The sequence below is a fragment of the Caldimonas manganoxidans ATCC BAA-369 genome, assembly GCF_000381125.1.
GTDB lineage: Bacteria > Pseudomonadota > Gammaproteobacteria > Burkholderiales > Burkholderiaceae_C > Caldimonas > Caldimonas manganoxidans.
This window is the reverse complement of record NZ_KB905937.1, coordinates 1-24,118: the sequence shown is the minus strand read 5'-3', so window position 1 is coordinate 24,118 and position 24,118 is coordinate 1. Positions and strand designations below refer to the sequence as shown.

Here is a 24,118-nt window from a genome sequence, read left to right as displayed (position 1 = left end):
ATGCGCCCGGGCCCCGCAGGAAGCCCGCCCGCCAGGTCGGCGCTTCGCCCCGCAAGACCTTTCGGCGCAATCCAACCTTTCGTGGAGTGTTCATGAACACCATTGCGCCGACTTGGCTGTGGGTCTTTTTTGTCGTTTCCGTGCTCGTCGCGCTGTTCATCGACTTCGTGGTCCTGCGCAAGCAGGGGGCGCACGAGGTGTCGGTGAAAGAAGCGCTGAACTGGTCCATCGTCTGGGTCGCGTTGAGCTTCGCCTTCAACGGCCTGTTCTGGTGGGCCGTGGCGCAGGACCATGGCACGGCCGTGGCCAATGAAAAGGCCACGGAGTTCTTGACCGGCTATCTCATCGAGAAGTCGCTGGCGGTCGACAACATCTTCGTGTTCTTGATGATCTTCACCTACTTCGCGGTGCCGCCGGCTTACCAGAAGCGGGTGCTGATGATCGGCATCATCGGCGCCATCGTGCTGCGCACGGTGATGATCCTCCTGGGCAGCTGGCTGGTGGCGCAGTTCCACTGGCTGCTGTATGTCTTCGGTGCCTTCTTGGTCATCACCGGCATCAAGATGTGGTGGGCTGCGGGACAGGAGTCGAATCTGGACGACAACCCCGCGCTGAAATGGCTGCGCCGCCTGATGCCCGTGTCGAAGAACTTCGACGGCGAAAAGTTCTTCACGATCGAAAACGGCAAACGCATCGCCACGCCCTTGCTGCTCGTCGTGGCCCTGGTGGGCGTGATCGACGTGATCTTCGCGGTGGACTCCATCCCGGCGATCTTCGCGATCACGACCGACCCCTTCATCGTGCTGACGTCCAACATCTTTGCCATCCTGGGCCTGCGTGCGATGTACTTCCTGCTGGCCGCCATGGCCACCAAGTTCCACCTGCTCAGCTATGGCTTGGCGGTGATCCTGGCCTTCATCGGCACCAAGATGCTGCTGATCGATGTGGTGAAGATCCCGGTGTTCGTCTCCTTGGGGGTGGTGGCGGCGATCTTGGCCATCACGATGATCCTGAGCGTGCGCACCGCACCCAAGCTGCCGCAGCGCAAGTCCTCTTGACCTCTTGAGGGCCGGATGGGCTGGTGCCGTCCGTGCGCCAAGCGCGCGGCTCGTTCGGCGAGGCTGGCCAATCTCAATAAGAATCATTATCATTATGTAAATTTTCGTTCCGAACTCGCCGTCCCCGCCAGCTTCGAGAGGCCCTGATCGGGCCTCGTTTCTCGCCAGCCAAGACCCGCCGTTCGGAGGTGTCTTCTTTCATCACCCTCGCTGGAGAGAAACTGCATGGCACGTAAAGCTCGCGCCAAGGCGCGTTTGCGCCCGATCCACCGTTGCACCGATGCGCCGAACGGGGTGCCGCGGGTCGGCCCGGCGGCCGCACTGATGGCCAGCCTGGCCGTCGGCGGCGCTTGGGCGCAATCGACGACGACGCCCGCCACCACGCAATCGTCGGCGTTGCCCGAAGTCAAGGTGCAAGCCACGGTCGAACAAGATCCCAAGCAAAGCCTGCGTGTCAATCGCACGGGCATTGGCAAGGGCGACCAGGCCCTGCGTGACATCCCGCAGTCGGTGACGGTGATCACCGAGCGCTTGATGGACGATCGCAATCTCGATGATTTCCGCGAAGTGCTGCGCACCACCGCCGGCGTGACCTTCCAAGCCGGCGAAACCGGTGAGGAAGACGTGCGGCTGCGTGGCTTTTCCTTGCTGCAAGCCGGCGACATTTACATCGACGGCCGCCGCGACCCGGGCCTGCAAGAGCGCGACACCTTCAATTTGGAGCGGGTGGAGGTGCTCAAGGGCTCGGCCTCGATGCTGTTCGGTCATGGCTCGACCGGCGGGGTGGTCAATCAGGTCAGCAAGCGACCTTTCCTGATGAACCGGCACGAGCTCAATGTCTCGGTGGGCTCGGGCAACAACCATCGCCTGAGCGCCGACTTCAACGTCAAGACCAGCCAGGATGCCGCCTTGCGGATCAACACCTTGATCCACGAGGCCGACAACTGGGGCGCCAGCATCGACAAAAAGGGCATTGCCCCGACCTACAACTGGGGCATCGGCACGGCCGACGAATTCCTGGTGGGCTTCTATCACCTGGAGTACGACAACAAGCCGCTGTACAACCATCCGTGGTTCAACATCAACGGCAAGATCAAGCCTTCGCTGCCGGCGAAGAACTACTACGGGCTGGACAGCGACTACAACAAAGGCGGCTCGACCTACGGCACCTTGCAGCACATCCACCGCTTCAGTGCCGATGCGGAGCTGAAAACCACGCTCACGCATGGCCGCTATGAGCGGGATCTGTGGGCCTCGGTGATCCGGTTTGCCAATGCCTCGGCCCAACCGAATGGACAGACGGTCACGCCCGAGAACCTCGGCCCCGACACCGTGCTGACGCGCACCGGCAAGGGCCGCCGCGGGGTCAGCGACATCACCACGCTGCAAAGCGATTTCTCCAATCGCTTCGAAGCACTGGGCATGCGCCATCAATTGATCGCCGGTGTGGAGTTCACCCGTGACGATGCCCAGCGCAACAACAACGCTGCCGGCGGGGCGCGACCGAACACCACCGTGGGAACGCCCGACGACGGCGCCAGCATCGCCGATACGCGCGTGATTCCGATGAACCGCTTCGACGCGCGCAACTACAGCGCCTACGCGCAAAACACGGCCGAGCTGACCGATGCGATCAAGCTGGTGGCCGGGCTGCGCTATGACCGGTTCAAAGCCGAATTCCGTGACACGGCGGGCAACCGCGCGGAGATGGACGAGTCGCTGTGGAGCCCGCGCGTGGGCCTGCTGTTCCAGCCCAACGACTGGTCGTCCTACCACGTGTCGTACGGCACGTCGTACAACACCTCGGCCGACACGTACCAGCATGCGATCAATGCCAACCTGGGTTCGACCAACAACCAGCGTCTGATCAACACGCCGCCGGAAAAGAGCCGCAACTTCGAGATCGGTGGCAAGTTCGACCTGCTGGACAACCGGTTGTGGATCAGCACGGCCTTGTTCTACTCGGAGAAATACAACGAGCGCAACACCGACCCGGACACGGCGGCCACGCAGGAGCTGCTGTCGGGCAAGCGGCATGCCGCGGGCCTGGATCTGGATGTGGCCGGTCGCATCACACCCCAGTGGGATGCGTTCCTGTCCTACACCTGGATTCCGGATGCTCGCATCGACGAGAGCAATGTCACCAGTGCCATTGCACAGCAAAAGGGCGACCGCCCGGGCCTGACGCCCAAGCACATGGCCAGCGTGTGGACCACTTACCGGGTGCTGCCGCAGCTGCGCCTTGGGGCGGGGTTGAACCACCGTGGCAAGCAAAATCCGGAAGGCAACCGGACCATCGAGGCGCCCAGCTTCACCACGCTGGATTTGATGGCCGAGTATGCGTTCAACGAGTCGCTGTCGCTGAAAGTCAACGTCAACAATGCGACCGACAAGCTGTACGCCGACTCGCTGTACCGCGGCTTTTATGCGCCGGGCGCACCTCGCACGGTGCAGGCCACGCTCAAAGCCGTGTTTTGATCTGCCCCGGGGCCGACATCTCGGCCTTGGCGCGACAATCGCAGCCGCTGTGCCGTGCACAGCGGCATTTTTCATTGCGGAGATCGTTCCACATGCTCTTGCATTTGCGCCAGGTGCTCAGCGCCGAAGAAGTCCGCCAAGCTCGCCAGTGGCTGGCCGAAGGCCCTTGGATCGATGGGCGCGCCACGGCCGGCAGCCAAGCGGTGCACGCCAAGAACAACCTGCAGCTCAAACAAGACAGCCCGGCATCGCGCCAGCTGCAGGCGCTGGTGTTGCAAGCGGTGCAGCGGCATGCGGTGTTCTTCTCGGCAACCTTGCCGAAGAAGATCTTCAACCCCTTGTTCAACCGCTACGGGGGGGCGGCCAATGCCTATGGCGCGCATGTCGATGGGGCGGTGATGCATTCGCAAGCCACGGGGCAGCGGGTGCGCTCCGACGTGAGCTGCACCGTGTTCTTGTCCGAGCCGCAGGAGTATGACGGCGGCGAGCTCATCATCGACGACACCTTTGGTCCGCGCAGCGTCAAGCTGCCCGCCGGCGATGCGGTGATCTATCCGGGCACCAGTGTGCATGCGGTCAGCCCGGTCACGCGTGGCGAGCGTCTGGCCAGCTTCTTCTGGATCGAAAGCATGGTGCGCAGTGACGAGCAGCGTCGCCTGTTGTTCGATCTGGACCGCCATTTGGTGGCCTTGCGCGAGCTGGCGGGCACCGAGGCGGCGGTGGTGGGCCTGTCCGGCACGTATCACAACCTGCTGCGCATGTGGGCTGACACATGAGCGCCACGGCCATCAGCCCAGCCGACTACGAGGCGCTGGCGCGACAGCGGCTGGATGACAATGCCTGGGCCTATTTGGCCGGCGGGGCCGGCGACGAACTCACCGTGCGTGCCAATGTCGAGGCATGGCGCGCCGTGCAGTTGCAAGCGCGGGTGCTGCGCCCCACGGCCGGCGGGCATACCGAGCTGAGCCTGCTGGGGCGCCGCTTGGCGCATCCCATCTTGTTGGCGCCGGTGGCCCATCAGCGCCTGGCGCATCCGGATGGCGAGCTGGCCACGGCCTTGGCCGCCTCGGCCTTGCAGGCGGGCATGGTGCTGAGCCTGCAGTCGAACACGGCGGTGGAGGTCGTGGCGCAGGTCGTCCATGCCGAGCCGCAGGCCGGGCCTTTGTGGATGCAGCTCTACCCTCAGCCCGACCGCGGCTTTTGGCGCGAACTCGTGCAGCGCGCGCAGGCCGCCGGCTGCGAGGCCCTGGTGCTCACGGTGGATGCGCCGGTCAGCGGCGCGCGCGACCGCGAGCGGCGGGCGCAATTTCGGCTGCCGCCAGGCGTGTCGGCCGTGCATCTGGCCGGGCGGCCGCCTGCGGTGGCCGCGCCGGTGGGGCCTGGCCGCAGCGCCTTGTTCGACGGCCTGCTGCACGCCGCGCCCACCTGGGACGACGTGGACTGGCTGTGCGCCGCCACCGAATTGCCGGTGCTGCTCAAAGGGGTGATGCACCCGGCCGACGCGCGCGAGGCGCTGCGCCATGGCGTGGCTGGCCTCATCGTCTCCAACCATGGCGGGCGGACCTTGGACACGGCAGCGCCCACGGCGCTCGTCTTGCCGCAGATCGTGCAAGCCGTCGAAGACCGCTTGCCGGTGCTGGTCGATGGTGGCATTCGCCGAGGCACCGATGTCTTCAAGGCGCTGGCTTTGGGGGCGCGGGCGGTGCTCATCGGCCGTCCGCAGGTGTGGGCGCTGGCCGCCGCCGGCGCGCATGGGGTGGCGCATCTGCTGCGGCTGCTGCGTGACGAACTCGAAATCGCGATGGCCTTGTGCGGCTGCGCCACGCTGCAGGACATCACCGCGGAGTGCTTGTTCGATCCGTCGCGCCCTTGAGCGCCGACTCGGTGCGTCAGTGCGGCCGCGGCGCGGCCCAGCGCTCGGGCAGGCGGTCGAGCACCTGGCGCGCGTCCAGCGACGCGATGGGCACCGACAGATCGCTGGGGATGCGTTCGTGCACCTGCAGCGCCAGGTAGCGCAGCGCGCTGACGCGCAGGAACGAGGCGAAGTTGCCCACCCGTCCGCGCGCGGCCACCAGCTCGTCATACAGCTTTTCGATGAGCTGCGTCACGCCCAATCCGTCGCGCTGGCCAATCTCGGTCAGCACGTCCCAAAACAGGTTTTCCAGCCGGATGCTGGTGACCACGCCGTGCAGACGCACCGAGCGGGTGCGCGATTCATAGGATTGGGGGTTGGCGCGGATGAAGATCTCGCACATCGGTGTCTCCTCGCCGCGCCGGCGCGCGGTCCGCTTCAACCATAGCCGCTGTGCCGCGGGCTTGCCAAGCTCAGGCTTCGATGCGTGTGCCCAGCACCTTCAAAAACTGCGCCAGCCAAGCCGGGTGCGCCGGCCAGGCTGGCGCGGTCACCAAGCGGCCGTCGGTGATGGCCTGGTCCACCGCGACGGCGGCATAACTGGCGCCGGCCAGCTCCACTTCGGCGGCGCATGCCGGGTAGGCCGAGACCTGCTTGCCGCGGATCACGCCGGCGGCTGCCAGCAACTGGGCGCCGTGGCAAATGGCGGCGATGGACTTGTCGGCCTTGGCGAAATGCTGCACGAGGGCGATCACCTCACGGTTCATGCGCAAGTACTCCGGCGCGCGACCGCCAGGCACCACCAAGGCATCGTAGTCCTCGGCCCGGATCTCGGAAAAGCTGGCATTGAGGGTGAAGCGATGCCCCGGTTTTTCCGAGTACGTCTGGTAGCCGTCGAAATCGTGGACGGCCGTCATGACCCAATCGCCGGCGCGCTTGTCCGGGCACACGGCGTGCACCGTGTGGCCCACCATCGACAGCGCCTGGAATGGCACCATCGTTTCGTAGTCTTCGGCGAAATCGCCCACGAGCATGAGGATCTTCTTGGCCATGGCTGTCTCCTGTCTGAACGGGTTGAACGAAGGGGGCCAACCATTGTGGGCAGCCTCTGCCGACGATGGGTAACAGCCCGTTGTTGCACCGTCCAGGAGCGTGGGCAGGGGGGCTGGCCCTGCCTTGTGATGCCAAGCCGCGACAAAACCGCATCAATACTGGGTGGTGCGCCGGTTGTCCCTCTGAAAACGGCTTCTCAGGGGCATGCGCACGCAGTACCATTCGCGACGCAGGCGTTCGGCAGGAACGAGGGCTCATGCGGTTCTCGCCCCGACCCCGCACATCAACCACTCATGATGGAGAGATTCGAAATGGCAACTGCGAAAAAGGCTCCCGCCAAAAAGGCGGCAGCGAAGAAGGCCGTGCCGGCCAAGAAGGCCCCGGCCGCGAAGAAGGCGGCGCCGGCGAAGAAGGCGCTAGCGGCGAAGAAGGCGGCCCCGGCCAAGACGGCCGCGGCCAAAAAAGAGGCCAAGCCCAAGGTCAAGCGCACCCCCAATGCCGCCTTCATGAAGGCGATGACCCCCAGCAGCGCTTTGGCCGCGATCGTGGGCGACAAGGCCCTGCCCCGCACCGAAGTTACCAAGAAAGTCTGGGACTACATCAAGAAGAACAAGCTCCAGGACGCGGTGAACAAGCGCATGATCAATGCCGACGCCAAGCTCAAAGAAATCTTCAAGAAGGCCCAAGTCTCGATGTTCGAGATGACCAAGCTGATCAACAGCCACCTTCAGTGAGCCGCCGCTGCGGCCGCCTGCAAGCCCGGCTGCTGCCGGGCTTTTTCATGCCTTGCCCTGTCCGTCCATGACCGCTGCTGCCACTGACGCCCTCGAACGCTTCCTTGCCCGCGTGGCGGCCGAAGTGGCCCAGGGCACGGCCCACAAGCTGGTGCTGGCGCGCTACGAAGGGGCCGAGCCCGAACTCGAACGCCTCACGGGCCGCCCGGTGCTGCTGCGCGGCCAGCCGCACTGGTCCTTCGTGTGGCGCTACCGCACCCGCGACATCACCAAGAACCTGCCGGCGACCGAGGTGGCCCGTGCGTTGCGCGCATGGATCGCCCAGGGCTTTCGCAATGCCCATTTGTTCACGCCCACGCAGGAAGTGCAGCTGGCCTACAGCCGCAAGGGCAAGGCAAGCCTGCGCAGCGGCCGTCTCCATGGGGCGGGCGTCGAAGCGCCCGCCCCGGCCGAGCACAACCGCCAGAAGCATCGCTGGGTCGATCCGCAGCGGCCCTTCCTGGTCGAATTGGGCGTGATGGATGCCGCGCACCGCCTGGTGCCGACCATGGCCCGCAAGTGGAAGCAGATCAACAAATTCGTCGAAATCTTTGCGCATGCCTTTGCCGAGTCCCCGCTGGCGGCGCGCGCAGCCAGTCAACCCGTGCGGGTGCTGGACTTCGGCGCCGGCAAGGGCTATCTCACCTTTGCCGTACACGACCATCTGCTGCACGGCCTGCAGCGCCAGGCCGATGTGGTGGGCGTGGAGCTTCGCGGCGACTTGGTGGCGTTGTGCAATGGTGTCGTGCAGCGGCTGCGCCTGCAAGGCTTGCGCTTCGACGAAGGCGACATCGCCCGGCGTGCGCCCGAGCCCATCGACGTGATGATCGCCCTGCATGCCTGCGACACGGCCACCGATCTGGCCATCCACCAGGCCGTGCGTGGTGGTGCGGCGATCATCCTGTGTGCGCCGTGCTGCCACAAGCAAATCCGTCCGCAGCTGCTCAGCCCGCAACCCTTGCGACCGATCCTGCAGCATGGGGTCCACCTGGGGCAGCAGGCCGAAATGCTCACCGACGGGCTGCGCGCGTTGCTGCTGGAGGCTTGTGGCTACGACGCCCGGGTCTTCGAGTTCATCTCGCTCGAACACACCAACAAGAACAAGATGATTCTGGCCGTCCGGCGAGCCCATCCCAAGCCGGTCGGCGACGTGCTGGACCAGATTCGCGAGATCAAGCGCTTCTACGGCATCCGTGATCAGGCGCTGGAGACCTTGCTGATCGCCGACGGCACGATTCCCGCGTTCTGAGCCATCCTCGGCCTGCCGTCGCTGGAGGCAAATCGTCTGGGGCCGGCGCGGCGACGATGCGGACAGCCCGGGTGGCCCTGCGCATTGGGCTAGTAAGGGAACGGGCCCGGGAACTCACCCAAAGGCAGCACATGGCTGACCAGATCGGTGCTGCTCGTCCAGACATGCAAGGCCAGGCCAGGCGGCTCGAAGGTGTAGCTCAGCGGCTCATCGTCCAGCAGGTTCAAGGCCACCTGATGGGCTGGCGATGGCGCGGTCAGCGCCACCGTGTGCGCCACGCGGGCTTGGATGCTGCGGTGCAGGTGACCGCAGACGATGCGTTGCACCTGCGGATGGCGCCGGACGATCGCCTCGAAGGCATCGCGCCCGTGCCGCAGGCCCAAGGCATCCATGGCGGCGATGTGGGTGCGAAACGGTGGGTGGTGCATGGCCACGATCGTCGGTCGTGTGGGTGCCTGTTCCAAAGTGGCCTGCAGCCAGGCCAGCCGCTGCTCACACAGGGCGCCGTGGCTGGCACCCGGCACCACGGTGTCCAGCGCGACCAAGCGCCAGGCGCCCGGCAGATCGACTGCGTACTGGATGAACGCCTCGCGCTGGGCCGGCCCGAGATGGGCATGTTCGGGAAAAGCCGCTCGCAAGGCTTGCCGCTCGTCGTGATTGCCCGCAATGACATACAACGGCGCCGACAACGGGGCCAGCAGGGCGCGCAGATGAGCATATTCCTCGGCCGTGCCGGATTCGACCAGATCGCCGCTGATCAACACCGCCGCCGGCGAGGGGCGCCAGCGCTGGATCGTTTGCACCGCGCGCGCCAGCGCGGCGGCGGTGTCCACACGCCCGTCCACACACTGGCCAGGGGTGGTGATGTGGGTGTCTGACAGCTGGACGAGCACCTGAGGACCCAAGGCAGACATGATGGCCTCCACAGAGCGGGGGATGGATGCAGAGGCCGCCATCTTCCCAGATCGCAGGGGCCGACCCCCATGGGCCGATCCCTCTTTGGGGGGATCAGGGAAGGTGCGGCCTGTTGGCGAGAATGTCCTGCGCCCGACCGTCCGCTGAGCGGTGGGGGCAGAGACCTCCAATGACAGGTGCCCAAGACCATGACTCAAACGGCTCCCGTTCCCTGGGGAAAAGTGTCGGACTGCGGAACACGTCATCCCCTGGTCGACCACTGCCTCGATGTGGCCCTGGTTTGTCGCGCCTTGCTCCAATTGCCGCCAGTGGCGCGATGGGGGCGCTTGCAGCCCGGGCAGGCAGAACGTTTGGCCGTGTTGGCCTACCTGCACGATTTCGGCAAATGCAACCGGGGCTTTCAGGCCAAGGCGGATCCGAAGGCGCGTGAAAGCGAGAAAGCCGGGCATGTCTTCGAGGCACTGGCCTTGCTCATGGAGTTGCAAAACGCCTGGCCACCGCAGTGGACGCGGCTCATCACGGACATCGCAGGCTGGTTTCGGGATGAGGAGCAGGCATGCCAAATGCTTGTGGCCAGCCTCTCCCACCACGGCCGGCCGGTCTCGTTGAGCGACTACAAGGCATGCGGGGGCGACGCTGCCAAGCGATGGTGGCGCGCCGCCTCGGATTACGACCCCCTTGCCGCACTTGATGCGCTGGCGGTGGCCGCACGGCAGGCCTTTCCCGAAGCCTTCACCGAAAACGTGCCGCCCATCGACGCCACGCCGGAGTTTCAGCAACGCTTTGCGGGCCTGGTGATGCTGGCCGACTGGATCGGCTCGGACACCCAGTTTTTTCCCTATCGCGCCAGCGACGACCAGGACCGTCGTGCATTTGCCACCCAGGCCGCCCAGCGTGCCCTGCGCGCCATCGGGCTCAGCCCCCTCGAGCCGCGCGCACCCAAACCCTTTGCGGAAGTCTTTCCCTTCCAGCCCACCGAGCTGCAGCGGGCGCTTGCCGAAACCCTCGAGCCCAGCGACGACACCCGCCTGCTCCTGGCGGAATCGGACACCGGATCGGGCAAGACCGAAGCGGCGCTTGCCTGGTTCTTCCGCCTCTATGCCGAGGGCCATGTCGATGGGCTCTACTTCGCCCTGCCCACGCGGGTGGCTGCGCGCGAGCTCTACGAGCGAGTGCGCCGCGCGGTGGATGCGGCGTTCGAACCCGATGCTCGGCCCAGCCCGGTGCTCCTTGCCGCCCCGGGCTACGTGAAGGTCGATGGAGAGCCTGTGCTGCCCAACCCCCAAGGTGTCCTTTGGGACGACAGCGAGCCAGACCAAAAGCGCGAGCGGCTGTGGTCGGCCGAGCGGCCCAAGCGCTTCCTCGCCGCACCCATTGCCGTGGGCACGATCGACCAGGCGCTGCTGTCGGTGCTGCAGGTCAAGCACAGCCTGCTGCGTTCGGTGTGCCTGGACCGGCATCTCTTGGTGGTCGATGAAGTCCACGCCTCGGACCCCTACATGCGCGAAGTGCTGCGCGCGCTTCTCAAAGGCCATGTGGGGCGCGGTGGCTGGGCGCTGCTGCTGTCGGCCACCTTGGGGGAGTCGGCAGCGGCGCCCTATTTCGAGCGGGCGGCGGCGCCTTTGAATGAGGCCATCGCACGCCCCTATCCGCTCCTGTCCTCCCGCACCGGTGCCTGGCCCATGCCGGCGGCGCGCGAGCGGCAGATTTCGGTGGAACTGTCCCCCACGCTCACCGATGACGACGCACTCTTGCCACGCCTCATCGCCGCCTTGCAAGCCGGCGCGCGGGTGCTCGTGGTCTGCAACACGGTGACGCGCGCCAATGCGCTCTTTCGCCGCGTGGAAAGCGCGCTCGAAGCCCAACCAGAGCTGCTGCCCGCCTTGTTCGCCGTATCGGGCGTGCGCTGTCCCCACCATGGCCGCTTTGTCCGTGAGGATCGTGAAGTGCTCGACGCCGCCGTCACGGCGCAACTCGGCAAAGGCTCGCCCCAAGGAGCCAAGCTCATCATCGGCACGCAGACGCTGGAGCAGAGCCTGGACATCGACGCCGATTGGCTCATCACCGACCTCGCACCCATGGACGTGCTGATCCAGCGGCTGGGCAGACTCCACCGCCATGCGGGGCGGCTGCGCCCGCCGGGGTTCGAAGCGCCGCGGGCGCTCGTGCGCGTGCCCGACAAGGAGCTCATTGGTTACCTCGACAAGAACGATGCGCTGCGCGCCCCCGCGGGTCTTGGCAGCGTCTATGCCGACGGCCGCGTGCTCGCTTGCACCTGGGCGGAACTGCGCCGCGATTCGATGCTCGTGCTGCCAGAGCAGGCGCGCGAACGGATCGAGCGCACCACCCACACGGAAGCCTTCCAAACGCTGGGGGACGCCTGGCGGGCGCATGGGCAATCGATCGAAGGGCGGGAAGGAGCGGAGCTGCGCCAAGCCCTGCGCTCGGTGCTCGATGGCAAACCCTTCGGCGAACTCCACTACCCGGACCAGGGCGAGCGCGTGCTCACCCGGCTGGGGGATCCCACGTTCGACATTCCCCTCGAGACACCGATGCGCTCGCCGTTCGGCGCCGACCTTGGCCGTGTTTCCATCCCCGCACGCTGGCTGGAAGGCGCCGCCGTGCCGGAATCGGTGCGCGCCGAGCCGACGGCAGACGGTTTTCGGTTTGCGATCGGCCATCAAGGCTTCCGCTACACCCGCTTTGGCCTGGAGAAAGACGATGCATGACCTCCTTCAAGACCCTTTGATCGGCGTACGCACGGCGCAGGGCGAGCGCCGCGTCAGCCTCCCCGAACTCCTCGCCCTGCTCTGCGCAGAAGCCATCGAAGGCTACACGGGGCTGCGCGCCCACCAGGCCGACCCCTGGCATGTCTTCCTCGTGCAACTGGCCGCCAGCATCCAGGCGCGCCGACCCACCGACGACCTCCCCACCGATCCGGACTACTGGCGCGAGGGCCTGCTGGAGCTCGCCGAAGGCATTCCCGAAGCCTGGCAGCTCGTGGTGGAGGACGTGACCAAGCCGGCGTTTTTGCAGCATCCCTGGAAGAGCTGGGAGGAAGAGGCAGAGGACTACGGCGTCAAGACGAGCCGCGGCAAGACCGTGTTCGACGCCAAAGCCACCCGGCCGGACGAACTCGATGTGCTCGTCACGGCCAAGAACCACGACGTCAAGATGGCCCGCGTCGAGCCGGGGGAGGCCGAAGCATGGCTCTACGCCTTGCTCCTGCTACAAACGACGAGCGGCTTTTTGGGGCAAGGCAACTACGGCATCGTGCGGATGAACGGCGGCTTTGCCAGCCGCGCCATCGTCTCCTGGGTGAGTTCGCCTGCGTGGGGAGCGCGGTTTCGGGAGGAAACCAAAATCGTCTGCGGCCTGCGCGCCGAAACGCTGAACCAACCCTACGGTTACGCCTCGCGTGGCGTGGTGCTGACCTGGCTCAAGCCCTGGCCGCGAAGCACCCATCAGTATGACATCAAGGATCTCGAACCCTGGTTCATCGAAGCCTGCCGCCCAGTGCGCCTGGTGCGCGATGCATCGGGTCGTGTGATCGCGCTGGGTGCGACCAGCAAGGCACGGCAAATCGGCCCCAAGACTCTGGAAAACGGTGACGTTGGCGACCCTTGGACGCCGATCAATGTGCAGGACAAGAAAAAGGGGCGCTCGGCGCTCACCCTCTCCGCCGATGGCTTTACCCCACAGCGCCTGTGCCATTTGCTCTTTGAACAGGGATTCGAACTCACCCCCTTGCAAACGCCCCGGGCGGGCCAGGGCCAAGCCTGGTTTCTCGCCTCCTGCCTGGTGCGCGGGCAAGGCACCACGGAGGGTTACCATCAAGCAGACGTCCCCGTGCCGCCCAAAGCTCGCATGGCCTTGTTCAGCAAACAAAGCCGCGACACCCTCGGCCATCTGGCGGAAAAGCAACTGACGGATGCCAAGACGGTGCAAAACACTTTGGCCACCGCGCTCGCCGTGCTGGCCGAAGGTGGACCCGAGCAACCGGATTTCGAGCGCGTCAAGAGCGCACTCGAAGCCGCACGTCGCGCGTTTCAGCGGCGATGGGAAGCCGATTTCTTTCCGGCGTTGTGGCGCGGCGCCGAGGAAGACCACGACGCCGTACGCCGCGATTGGCGGCAACGACTGGTCGATGCCGCACAGGACCTGCTCGAACAAGCGCAGGAGCGCCTGCCGCTGCCCGCCAACCGCCGCTGGCGGGCGATCACCCAGGCTCATCGCGCTTGGCACGGCCTACTGCGCAAACACGACTTCCCCCTGCCTCGCCGCAGCCCCGCACCATCTGACGTTCTCGAAGAGGAGAGCCTGGCATGATCCCGAACGCAAGCACCGACACCCAGCAAGACACGCTCGGCACCCGCATCGGCCGCCTCGCCGCAGTCATCGGCCAAACCCATTACCCAACAGGCGACCGCGCGGCGCTGCGCCGCTGGGCGCCGGGGCAACCCCCGCCGCTGGCCTTTTACCGGCTGTGGCTGCGCCATCTCGGGGATGAGCTACCGAGCGCATCCCAAACCGAAGCCTGGATGGCGATTGCTTGGGGCCTGGCCACCGGTGGCGCCGATTCCCACGATCCCAAACGCTCGCTCGGACAAGCGCTGGCCGAAAGCCAATTCGCCGAGGGGCGGCTGGAACGGCTGCTCTCGGCCCCCGACGATCTGCGCCTCGATCTCTTCATGAGCGCGGTGCGCTTCCTCGCCGCCAAAGGCGAGCGCTTCGATTGGTGCGACGCTGCGCAGTTTCTGCTCACGCACGACCCGCACAAGCTCGAGCCGTTCTACCGCCGTATCGCCGCCGCCTACTACCGTCACCTTCCCAAAGACACTAACGCCAAGGAGTAAAGCCCATGTTCCTGCAAATCCACACCCTCACCGCCTATCCAGCGAGCCTCTTGAACCGCGACGACGCCAACCTTGCCAAGCGCATCCCCTTCGGCAATGCCGTGCGGCTGCGCGTCTCTTCGCAGTGCCTCAAGCGCCATTGGCGCGAGGATTTGGTCGAGCAGCTTCCCGATGTGCCCGACGCGCAGCGCACGCGGTCGTTTTTTACCCGCACGGTTTTGCCCAAGGCCGTAGCCGCTGGCGTGCCCGAAACGCAGGCCCAGGCTCTTATCGAGCCGCTGGCCAGAACGGTGATCGGCGGTGGCGTCAAAGAGGGCGGTGACCTGAATCAGCCCATGCTCTTTGGCCTGCGCGAAGCCGATTACTTCGCCGCGCTTTTGCGTTGGGCCAGCGAACAGAGCGATCCGGTCAAGGCGCTGACCGAACGGCTCAAATCGAAGGAGGAGGAACAGAACATCAAAGCCATGGGCAAGGCGGCCGCCGGGCTCACGGGGGTGCTGTTCGGCCGCATGGTCACCTCGGACCCGCTCGCGCGGGTGGACGCGCCCGTGCATGTCGCCCACGCTTTCACCGTCCATGCCGCCCACACCGAGATGGACTATTTCACCGTAGTCGATGACCTCAACCGCGATGACGAAACCGGCGCCGCGCACGCCAACCAGACCGAACTCGGCGCCGGCCTCTATTACGGCTATGTGGCCGTAGACGTGCCGCTGTTGGTGTCCAACCTCACCAGCTGCGACCCCAAGGACTGGAAAGCGCAAGACCCTGCCAACACCCGCCGCGTGCTCGACGCCTTGATCCAGAGCATCCTGCGGCAAAGCCCCGGCGCCAAGAAGGGCAGCACCGCCCCCTATGCCTGGGCCGATGCTCTGTACTTGGAAACCGGCACCGCGCAGCCGCGCACGCTCGCCAACGCCTATCTGGATGCGCTCAAAGCCGACGGCAAACGCGATCTGCGCCAGGTGGCGCTCGAGCGGCTGGCCGCCTATGTGAAGGCCCTCGACGAGATGTACGGCAGCCCCGGTTCCGACGATGGGCGCTTCTTGTCCACCACCCTCGACCAGCCGCCCCATCTTCCGCCCAAACAGCCCGTGCCCACGGCAGTGCAAGCGGCGCTCGATGCCCTCTTTGGCCCGCAACGCTGAGGCGGCTTGCCATGGACGTGTTGATTCTGCGCCTCGATGCGCCCCTCATGAGCTTTGGCAGCGTGGTGGTGGACCAGAACAATCCCACCTGGCGTTTTCCGGGGCGCTCCATGCTCGCGGGGCTTTTGGGCAACGCCTTGGGGCTTGACCACCGCGACACCGCGAAACTGCAAGCCTTGCAAGACCGGCTGCGCTTTGCGGCACGCTGGGACGCCGAGCCTGAACCGCTGACGGAGTACCAGACGGTCGATCTCGGTCAGCCCTTCCTCGTCGATACCGGTTGGACCACCCGCGGACGGCGTGAAGACCGCAAGGGGGGATCTGCCGCCACCGGCACCCATCAACGCTGGCGGGACCACTGGGCCAATGGCGTGGCCACCGTCGCTCTTGCCCTCGACGGCGACGGCACGCCGACCCTCGACGAACTGGAAGCCGCGCTGCGCCGCCCGGCGCGTCCGCTCTTCATCGGGCGCAAGCCGTGCCTTCCGGCCGCGCCCATTCTCCTGGGCCGGCGCGTGGCCGAAGGCGTCAAAGCAGCGCTCGCCGCCGAACCGCTGGCCGAGATCGGCCCGCGCCGCCGACCTGCGCGCATCACCGCCCTGTGGCCGCTCGACGAAGGCGAAGGGGCGGGTGAGGAGGAGCGCTTCGACCGGCGCGACTGGGCCAACAACATCCACCGCGGCGCCGAGCGCTACGCCGTGGGCCTATTGGAGGTGGCCCCATGAGTGGCTTGCACCTGGTGCGTCTCCCGATCGACCCACCGCGCCTCATGCGCTTTGCCCATGCGCACGGCATCACCCAGGAAGACGAAACCTGGGGCTACACCCTGCACGCCTGGTTCGCGGCTCTCTTTGGCGAACACGCACCGAAGCCGTTTCGCTATGTCGAGCGCCGACGGGAAGTGCTGGCCTATGCGGGTGTCGACGCCGCGAAGTTGCTCGAGCATGCCCAAACTTACGCCTCGCCCTTGGCTTGGGAAGCGCTCGATGCCGCAGGCGTGGCGAGCAAACCGATGCCCAGCGAGTGGCGCGCGGGGCAACGCTTGCACCTCGAAGTGCTTGCCTGCCCGGTCTCGCGCAAGGAGGGCGACGAGAAGGACGTGTACCTGCGCGCATTGGACCGGCTGGGCGATGCCGCCCCACCGCGCGGCGAGGTCTATCGGGAGTGGTTTGCCCGGCAATGGCAAGGGGTGGTGCAGTTGGAGCAGGTGGAGCTCCTCGGCATGGCGGCGCAAGCGCGACTGTTGCGGCGCGACCACCGCAACGGCCATCGGCTCAAGACCATCGAACGGCCGTGGGCGCTCTTTGGCGCCGAAGCGGTGATCGTCGATCCCACTCGATTTGCCGAGCAGCTAGCACGCGGTATCGGCCGCCACCGTGCGTTTGGCTTTGGCATGGTCTTGCTGGCTCCGCCGCGATGAGTCCCGCACCTGGCTTATTCCCCGGCCGACTGGGCCTTGCTGCTTCACGCATCCCCCATGCCGACCGGCACGGGCTGCTGTGGCTGGAGTACGGCCGCCTGTCGGTGGAAGACGGTACGTTGCGTTTCGTCGCTGCCCAGAGCGAGACGCTCGATGCCGGCGACTACGCCATTCCCTATCAAGCCGTCTCGATGATTCTGCTGGGGCCTGGCACCAGCCTCACGCAAGACGTGCTGCGCCTGTGTGCCCGCCACGGCACGCTGATTGCCGCCGTCGGCGAAGGGGGCGTCAAAAGCTACACCGCCCCGCCCATGGGCCAGGGCCGCTCCGAGGTGGCGCGAGCCCATGCCGAGCGGTGGGCCGATCCCCGCCGCCGACTCGACACGGCTCGCAGGCTCTACGCCTGGCGCTTCGGGCGCGTGCTACCGCACCGCGACATCGAAACCCTGCGGGGCATCGAAGGCGCGCGCATCAAGGAAAGCTACAAACTCCTCGCCCAGCGTTTTGGCATCGACTGGCACGGTCGCCGCTATGACCGAGACAACCCGAATGCTGCGGATCTGCCCAACCAGGCCATCAACCACGCGGCCACCTTCGTCGAGGCTGCGGCCGACATTGCGGTGGCCGCCGTGGGAGCATTGCCCCCCTTGGGCTTCATCCACGAGGATTCGAGCAATGCGTTCACGCTCGACATTGCCGACCTTTGGCGAGTGGACCTCACCGTGCCGCTTGCCTTTGGTGCGGTGCGGGCCATGCTCGACGGCAAAGCCGACAGCTTGGAACGGGAAGTGCGCCGCCGAGCGGCAGCAGCCTTCCGGCGCGACAAGCTCATCCCGAAGATGATCGAGCGCATCAAGGAGCTTTTCGATGTCGATGACCGTGGTGGTGACGCGTAACGTGTCTTCGCGCGTGCGCGGCTTCTTGGCCTCGGCGATGCTGGAACTCGCCCCTGGCGTTTACAGTGCGCCACGGTTGTCCCCAGCGGTGCGCAGTCGCATTTGGGACGTGCTCGAAGCCTGGTTTCCCAACGAGCGGGAGGCTTCGATCGTGATGCTTTGGCAGGAGCGAAACATGCCTGGCGGACAAACCGTCCGCAGTTTGGGCAGCCCTCCGATCGAGTTGACCGAGGTCGACGGCCTGATCCTTGCCCGCCGGCCGTCTGAGCGCTGAATCACCAGGTCAGCGTAAATTCTTTAACAATCAATGAGTTACACTGGACAGGCTGCCCCGCGCGAGCGGGGATCGACCCAGTGCCGCCGTGGAGAGTCTGAGTGAGGAGAAGGCTGCCCCGCGCGAGCGGGGATCGACCATCAGTCCGAGATCGCCAGGCGCTTCGGGTGTCGGCTGCCCCGCGCGAGCGGGGATCGACCTGAACCGCAGCGGGTTGCGCGGCTGCGCGCCGGGGCTGCCCCGCGCGAGCGGGGATCGACCCGTCGTTGAGGTCGGCCGACTTGGCGGGCGCGGGGCTGCCCCGCGCGAGCGGGGATCGACCTGAGCGTGTCAACGGATGCGACGGCGACGGGCGGGCTGCCCCGCGCGAGCGGGGATCGACCTCGTCGCGCCTTCGGCGACGTAGCAGAAAACGAGGCTGCCCCGCGCGAGCGGGGATCGACCCTGTTCGGCTTCGATTTCTGGACTTGCCTTCAGGGCTGCCCCGCGCGAGCGGGGATCGACCTCAACGCCCGCCAGCGGGCCGCCGCCGAGTTGCGGCTGCCCCGCGCGAGCGGGGATCGACCCTGCGCGTCATCTTTCAGAAAGCCGATCTCCGGGGCTGCCCCGCGCGAGCGGGGATCGACCTCGACGGCCGCGTGATCGAGTGGCGACACGCCTGGCTGCCCCGCGCGAGCGGGGATCGACCCCAGACAAAGCCCGCCGACGCATACCGAGGCACGGCTGCCCCGCGCGAGCGGGGATCGACCGCAATACATCGAGACATAGACGCGCAGATTTCGGGCTGCCCCGCGCGAGCGGGGATCGACCTGCGACTGCTTGTCAGCGAAGGAAAGCGCCACGGGCTGCCCCGCGCGAGCGGGGATCGACCTGCTCGATGCGTCGTCGCTATCGGCGAGCCGCCGGCTGCCCCGCGCGAGCGGGGATCGACCCGTGCCAGACGGCTTGCTGAAGGCCAATGCATGGGCTGCCCCGCGCGAGCGGGGATCGACCCCCTATGGCCTGGACGCTCGATCAACTGCAAGCGGCTGCCCCGCGCGAGCGGGGATCGACCCTATGGACCCGAAGGAAAAGGAAGGGGGCCAGCGGCTGCCCCGCGCGAGCGGGGATCGACCTCGGAGCGCTCGTCAGCGGAGCCCAGGCACTTTGGCTGCCCCGCGCGAGCGGGGATCGACCTTACGAGAACGGGAAGAACCTGCCGGCCGGCTACATCGAGTCGGCTGCCCCGCGCGAGCGGGGATCGACCCTGGGACCCGGCCCGCACGTCCTTCAAGGACTTGGCTGCCCCGCGCGAGCGGGGATCGACCCTTCCTCTCCGGCGCGCTGGGTGGCGCTGGCGGGGCTGCCCCGCGCGAGCGGGGATCGACCCCGTCAAGGGCGCCACCAGCCTGACCATCGCCAGGCTGCCCCGCGCGAGCGGGGATCGACCCCCGTCCAGAGGACACACCCGCATGAGCATCGAGGCTGCCCCGCGCGAGCGGGGATCGACCCATGGTGCAGACCGCAGGGTTGGCGGTGGACAAGGCTGCCCCGCGCGAGCGGGGATCGACCCAACACGAACGCGGCCAACATCGGGGACGCCACGGCTGCCCCGCGCGAGCGGGGATCGACCCCTCACTTTGGTCGCGGGCTCAGGTGTGACGATGGCTGCCCCGCGCGAGCGGGGATCGACCCGCATCCCTCTCACTCTCGGAGAGAGTCGGGGCGGCTGCCCCGCGCGAGCGGGGATCGACCTCCTGGGTCGCCATCGACGAACTGCTTGCACCTGGCTGCCCCGCGCGAGCGGGGATCGACCCTACACCCCCCGAATTGGTTTTGAGCCTGCCCCGGCTGCCCCGCGCGAGCGGGGATCGACCCCACAGTCTGGCGCACCGCCCAGGATTCTTCGCGGCTGCCCCGCGCGAGCGGGGATCGACCACGCGCTGCCTTTCTTGAGTCTCCGCTGTTCGCGGCTGCCCCGCGCGAGCGGGGATCGACCGCACTGGAGCGTGTACGGAGCCATCGGTTGCTTGGCTGCCCCGCGCGAGCGGGGATCGACCGCAAGGCCGCAAGGTCATCACGAACCTACCGGTGGCTGCCCCGCGCGAGCGGGGATCGACCCGTCAGGCGTGACAGGCACTTGCGCGTCCGATCGGCTGCCCCGCGCGAGCGGGGATCGACCTCGTGGCGAAATTTTTTTCAGCCCATGTGCGAAGGCTGCCCCGCGCGAGCGGGGATCGACCGCAGCAGAAGCGCCGTAACCATCACGCGACCGAGGCTGCCCCGCGCGAGCGGGGATCGACCCAGGACAACGAACGCGCCGCCCAGTGCGATCCAGGCTGCCCCGCGCGAGCGGGGATCGACCTATGGCACGTTTCAAAGTCGTCGGTTTCAAGCGGGCTGCCCCGCGCGAGCGGGGATCGACCCTCCTTCATCGCCCGGATGGCGTCTCGGATTTCGGCTGCCCCGCGCGAGCGGGGATCGACCCCGTTGGGGTTGCGAGATACACAGGGAACTTCAGGCTGCCCCGCGCGAGCGGGGATCGACCCATGCTGGCGGATGCTTGGCTGATCGGGGAGATGGCTGCCCCGCGCGAGCGGGGATCGACCCTCATTCCTGCCCTGCGCGAGCGGCTGGGGGTGGGCTGCCCCGCGCGAGCGGGGATCGACCTTCGCCGTACCTTGGCGTGATCGGCAAATCCACGGCTGCCCCGCGCGAGCGGGGATCGACCCTCAGATGTCCGGCCCCGCTTCTTCTCCTGGGCGGCTGCCCCGCGCGAGCGGGGATCGACCCTCGTGGGATACCAGGACAGGGATTGGTACAGGGGCTGCCCCGCGCGAGCGGGGATCGACCCCTATCGAGCGCGATGGCATCGAACGTCTTGCGGGCTGCCCCGCGCGAGCGGGGATCGACCCGCCTGCACGGCGTCGGCCAGCGGGTCGGTGGTGGCTGCCCCGCGCGAGCGGGGATCGACCCCCGCATGACCCGGTAGTGACCGACGCGATGGTGGCTGCCCCGCGCGAGCGGGGATCGACCCTCGGTGAACTTGTTCGGGCTGTTGCCCGGCGTGGCTGCCCCGCGCGAGCGGGGATCGACCCCAGGCTCGCACCTCTTCGACTTGGTATTTCTTGGCTGCCCCGCGCGAGCGGGGATCGACCCTATTTCCACGAGCTGTTCCAGCGCGGGCAAGAGGCTGCCCCGCGCGAGCGGGGATCGACCCGCGCCGGGCTGTAGCTGCCCGGATCGGCGAGCGGCTGCCCCGCGCGAGCGGGGATCGACCCCTCGAACACGCCGTAGCCGTAGAGCGTGGCATGGCTGCCCCGCGCGAGCGGGGATCGACCCCCGAGCCGGGGTGACGGTCATAGACGTAGGCCGGCTGCCCCGCGCGAGCGGGGATCGACCCGACGAGCGCGTCGCGGTCAGGATGCGCTGCATGGCTGCCCCGCGCGAGCGGGGATCGACCCGAGGCCTTGGACTGCGCAGTCGGCAATCTGGCGGCTGCCCCGCGCGAGCGGGGATCGACCCATGCGCTATGCGGGCCTGCTTGCCCGTGGCGAGGCTGCCCCGCGCGAGCGGGGATCGACCCGCTCGTCCATGGCTCAGGCTCCTTGCGTGCTGGGCTGCCCCGCGCGAGCGGGGATCGACCCCACCGCCTCGGCCGAGCACAGCGCCTCACCCAGGCTGCCCCGCGCGAGCGGGGATCGACCCTACTACGAGCACCACATCCGGGACTACGATGCGGCTGCCCCGCGCGAGCGGGGATCGACCCGATGAACTGCACCTCGGTGCGGCCCGCCTTGCGGCTGCCCCGCGCGAGCGGGGATCGACCCGGACGCGTGGCCTTCGTCTGCTCGATGTGCCGGGCTGCCCCGCGCGAGCGGGGATCGACCTGGCCGCTGCGCTCGCGCTTGAACACCGCCAGCGGCTGCCCCGCGCGAGCGGGGATCGACCGCTGCCGGGCGGGCTGATCATCCAGTGGGGGACGGCTGCCCCGCGCGAGCGGGGATCGACCCATCACAGCGGCAGCAGCCGCTGCCCAAACGGCGGCTGCCCCGCGCGAGCGGGGATCGACCGCTCGATGGATCGCCGCCGTCCCCCGATCACATGGCTGCCCCGCGCGAGCGGGGATCGACCCTGCCGCCGCGCCGAGTTTGAGTGAAGAGACCAGGCTGCCCCGCGCGAGCGGGGATCGACCCGATGCTCCCTCGATGCCGTACCCCGAGCCCTAGGCTGCCCCGCGCGAGCGGGGATCGACCTTCCAGCAGGAGGGGCAGGCGCTGCGCCGGCTGGGCTGCCCCGCGCGAGCGGGGATCGACCCACGCCGTAGCCGTAGGGCGTGGCAGCCCACGCGGCTGCCCCGCGCGAGCGGGGATCGACCCTCCACATGCGTGGCCTTCTCCCCCTTGCGAACGGCTGCCCCGCGCGAGCGGGGATCGACCCAAGACCGAGCAGCGCATCGAGCTCATCACCGGGGCTGCCCCGCGCGAGCGGGGATCGACCACAAAAGCCGCCTCGCGGGCGGCTTGCTCATGGGGCTGCCCCGCGCGAGCGGGGATCGACCCGACAGGAAACGGACTGACTTCTGCCCCCTGCGGGCTGCCCCGCGCGAGCGGGGATCGACCTGCGCGGCGGAAAGCCCGGTCGTCGGCGTCGGCGGCTGCCCCGCGCGAGCGGGGATCGACCCGCCGCGATTGCCGGCATGGTCCAGGCCGCCCAGGCTGCCCCGCGCGAGCGGGGATCGACCCATGGTGGCGCATCGGCGAGTTGCTGGTGGAGTGGCTGCCCCGCGCGAGCGGGGATCGACCTCACGGACAAAGCGGCACGCGAGCAAGCGGCGTGGCTGCCCCGCGCGAGCGGGGATCGACCCAGCGTCATGCCCATCACGTCGCGGATGAGGTAGGCTGCCCCGCGCGAGCGGGGATCGACCTGGCGTGGTCGGGCCGCGCTCCACCTTTGAAGAGGCTGCCCCGCGCGAGCGGGGATCGACCCAGTGTGCGAGGTTTGTCCAGCCTCGGTGTGGTGGCTGCCCCGCGCGAGCGGGGATCGACCCGTCGATCGCCCCTTGCTGGTCGCTTACTGATCGGCTGCCCCGCGCGAGCGGGGATCGACCCATCCGGTGGCTGCTGTCGCGCAGACTACCGGCGGCTGCCCCGCGCGAGCGGGGATCGACCCGGCAGAGGCTGAATCCCCTTCGCCGCCGCCTCGGCTGCCCCGCGCGAGCGGGGATCGACCCCAGCGGTGTATCTGACACGCACGGCATTTGGGGGCTGCCCCGCGCGAGCGGGGATCGACCCCAGTCTGGTCCCTACTATCAGCAGGTCATGCCGGCTGCCCCGCGCGAGCGGGGATCGACCTGACATGCCTGCAACTGCTTTTCAGTTCTACAAGGCTGCCCCGCGCGAGCGGGGATCGACCCATGGATCGACGAGTACGGCGAAGACAGCGACTGGCTGCCCCGCGCGAGCGGGGATCGACCCGGAGGCGCGATTTCTCGATCCCCCATGTCCAGGGCTGCCCCGCGCGAGCGGGGATCGACCGCGCTGCGATAGCGCTGCCGCGATGGCGTGCATGGCTGCCCCGCGCGAGCGGGGATCGACCCCAGCTCGCGCGCCTGAGTGTACGACCGGCGTCGGCTGCCCCGCGCGAGCGGGGATCGACCTCTTCCTCGAACGTCGTGTCCTCTTGGGGATCGACGGCATCGCCGCCACGGCAGCCGCAGCCGCCTTCGTCGTCTTCCTGCTTGGCATACATGCTCCTTGTGGTCATGCTATGCCTCGCACACAAAATTCCGGACAGACTCGATGATGGCCGTATGCCCAGCAACCCGAGCCGAAGATACTTCGGCAGGTTCACGCCCGATGGATTCTTCATAAGCATGCCCACCAATCGTGCGCGGAGCGAACCTCAAGAGCTTGATGCCCGCCATGCGCGTTTGGCGCTCAATCTCCTTGCGTCGTTGCATCAGCCCGGTCTCCGGGCGAGCAACGCCTTCATCGCCACTGACACTAAACAGGTTGATATACACATCCGGCGCCCCCATGAGGTGGTAGTTCACAGAAAACTCCGCCGCTTCGGCCTGCGCTCCCATCCAAAAGCCGTGCGCAAAGCAATCCCCAGGCTCGCTGGGAATCTCCTCCTCACGCCGACCCCGCAGCCGACGGTACACG

At 67.4% G+C, this 24,118-nt stretch carries 18 protein-coding genes and 1 CRISPR repeat array; of the genes, 14 read left to right on the top strand and 4 right to left on the bottom strand.

Annotation, left to right across the window (positions count from 1 at the left end; genetic code table 11):
- Nucleotides 1-92 precede the first annotated feature (92 nt).
- The 4 genes from F615_RS0106900 (at nucleotide 93) to F615_RS0106885 (ending at nucleotide 5,409) form a co-directional block, all read left to right on the top strand.
- The gene (locus F615_RS0106900) at nucleotides 93-1,058 is read left to right on the top strand and encodes a TerC family protein (RefSeq protein ID WP_019560443.1); all 966 of its coding nucleotides are present in this window, start codon (nucleotides 93-95) and stop codon (nucleotides 1,056-1,058) included.
- A 225-nt stretch (nucleotides 1,059-1,283) separates the two neighbouring features.
- Nucleotides 1,284-3,536: a TonB-dependent receptor gene (locus tag F615_RS0106895; protein ID WP_019560442.1), complete on the top strand. Its 2,253-nt coding sequence runs from the start codon at nucleotides 1,284-1,286 to the stop codon at nucleotides 3,534-3,536.
- Nucleotides 3,537-3,628: 92 nt separating this feature from the next.
- A complete protein-coding gene (locus F615_RS0106890; protein ID WP_019560441.1) occupies nucleotides 3,629-4,312 on the top strand; it encodes a Fe2+-dependent dioxygenase in 684 nt (227 codons plus the stop codon).
- The gene (locus F615_RS0106885; RefSeq protein ID WP_019560440.1) at nucleotides 4,309-5,409 is read left to right on the top strand and encodes an alpha-hydroxy acid oxidase; all 1,101 of its coding nucleotides are present in this window, start codon (nucleotides 4,309-4,311) and stop codon (nucleotides 5,407-5,409) included. Before F615_RS0106890 ends, F615_RS0106885 begins: the two co-directional genes overlap by 4 nt.
- 16 nt (nucleotides 5,410-5,425) lie before the next feature.
- Here F615_RS0106885 and F615_RS0106880 read toward each other — a convergent pair whose 3' ends face one another.
- Complete coding sequence (locus F615_RS0106880) at nucleotides 5,426-5,791, bottom strand: ribbon-helix-helix domain-containing protein (protein WP_019560439.1); 366 nt, start codon at nucleotides 5,789-5,791, stop codon at nucleotides 5,426-5,428.
- Nucleotides 5,792-5,861: 70 nt separating this feature from the next.
- Nucleotides 5,862-6,440 (bottom strand): DJ-1/PfpI family protein, encoded by a 579-nt coding sequence (locus F615_RS0106875; protein WP_019560438.1) that lies wholly within the window; start codon nucleotides 6,438-6,440, stop codon nucleotides 5,862-5,864.
- 312 nt (nucleotides 6,441-6,752) lie between these two features.
- On the opposite strand from F615_RS0106875, the gene F615_RS0106870 reads away from it, so the two are divergent.
- Both F615_RS0106870 and F615_RS0106865 read left to right on the top strand, forming a co-directional pair.
- Nucleotides 6,753-7,175 carry an SWIB/MDM2 domain-containing protein gene (locus F615_RS0106870; RefSeq protein ID WP_019560437.1) on the top strand — a complete coding sequence of 141 codons (423 nt, stop codon included), beginning with the start codon at nucleotides 6,753-6,755 and terminating at the stop codon, nucleotides 7,173-7,175.
- A 67-nt stretch (nucleotides 7,176-7,242) separates the two neighbouring features.
- Entirely contained in the window at nucleotides 7,243-8,463 is a 1,221-nt protein-coding gene (locus F615_RS0106865) for a class I SAM-dependent methyltransferase (protein ID WP_019560436.1), read from the top strand.
- A gap of 89 nt (nucleotides 8,464-8,552) precedes the next feature.
- On the opposite strand, the gene F615_RS0106860 is transcribed toward F615_RS0106865, so the two are convergent.
- On the bottom strand, nucleotides 8,553-9,377 hold the full coding sequence (locus F615_RS0106860) for a phosphodiesterase (protein ID WP_019560435.1): 825 nt from the start codon (nucleotides 9,375-9,377) through the stop codon (nucleotides 8,553-8,555).
- Nucleotides 9,378-9,566: 189 nt separating this feature from the next.
- On the opposite strand from F615_RS0106860, the gene F615_RS0106855 reads away from it, so the two are divergent.
- From F615_RS0106855 to cas2e, 8 genes are read left to right on the top strand one after another with little or no spacing between them, the layout of a single operon-like run.
- Entirely contained in the window at nucleotides 9,567-12,107 is a 2,541-nt protein-coding gene (locus tag F615_RS0106855; RefSeq protein ID WP_083932415.1) for a CRISPR-associated helicase/endonuclease Cas3, read from the top strand.
- On the top strand, nucleotides 12,100-13,707 hold the full coding sequence (gene casA, locus F615_RS0106850; protein WP_019560433.1) for a type I-E CRISPR-associated protein Cse1/CasA: 1,608 nt from the start codon (nucleotides 12,100-12,102) through the stop codon (nucleotides 13,705-13,707). The genes F615_RS0106855 and casA overlap by 8 nt, the downstream gene beginning before the upstream one ends.
- The gene (gene casB / locus F615_RS0106845) at nucleotides 13,704-14,234 is read left to right on the top strand and encodes a type I-E CRISPR-associated protein Cse2/CasB (RefSeq protein ID WP_019560432.1); all 531 of its coding nucleotides are present in this window, start codon (nucleotides 13,704-13,706) and stop codon (nucleotides 14,232-14,234) included. Before casA ends, casB begins: the two co-directional genes overlap by 4 nt.
- 5 nt (nucleotides 14,235-14,239) lie before the next feature.
- Nucleotides 14,240-15,382 carry a type I-E CRISPR-associated protein Cas7/Cse4/CasC gene (cas7e, locus tag F615_RS0106840; RefSeq protein WP_019560431.1) on the top strand — a complete coding sequence of 381 codons (1,143 nt, stop codon included), beginning with the start codon at nucleotides 14,240-14,242 and terminating at the stop codon, nucleotides 15,380-15,382.
- 11 nt (nucleotides 15,383-15,393) lie between these two features.
- A complete protein-coding gene (gene cas5e, locus F615_RS0106835) occupies nucleotides 15,394-16,107 on the top strand; it encodes a type I-E CRISPR-associated protein Cas5/CasD (RefSeq protein WP_019560430.1) in 714 nt (237 codons plus the stop codon).
- A complete protein-coding gene (locus F615_RS0106830) occupies nucleotides 16,104-16,802 on the top strand; it encodes a type I-E CRISPR-associated protein Cas6/Cse3/CasE (protein WP_019560429.1) in 699 nt (232 codons plus the stop codon). The genes cas5e and F615_RS0106830 overlap by 4 nt, the downstream gene beginning before the upstream one ends.
- The gene (cas1e, locus tag F615_RS0106825) at nucleotides 16,799-17,698 is read left to right on the top strand and encodes a type I-E CRISPR-associated endonuclease Cas1e (protein WP_019560428.1); all 900 of its coding nucleotides are present in this window, start codon (nucleotides 16,799-16,801) and stop codon (nucleotides 17,696-17,698) included. Before F615_RS0106830 ends, cas1e begins: the two co-directional genes overlap by 4 nt.
- The gene (gene cas2e, locus F615_RS0106820) at nucleotides 17,670-17,972 is read left to right on the top strand and encodes a type I-E CRISPR-associated endoribonuclease Cas2e (protein ID WP_019560427.1); all 303 of its coding nucleotides are present in this window, start codon (nucleotides 17,670-17,672) and stop codon (nucleotides 17,970-17,972) included. The genes cas1e and cas2e overlap by 29 nt, the downstream gene beginning before the upstream one ends.
- Before the next feature lie 50 nt (nucleotides 17,973-18,022).
- A CRISPR array of direct repeats spans nucleotides 18,023-23,610; the repeat unit is 28 nt; unit sequence GGCTGCCCCGCGCGAGCGGGGATCGACC.
- 108 nt (nucleotides 23,611-23,718) lie between these two features.
- Here the strand turns inward: cas2e and F615_RS0106815 are convergent.
- The coding region (locus F615_RS0106815; protein WP_019560426.1) for a T6SS immunity protein Tli4 family protein at nucleotides 23,719-24,118 on the bottom strand (400 nt) is incomplete at its 5' end.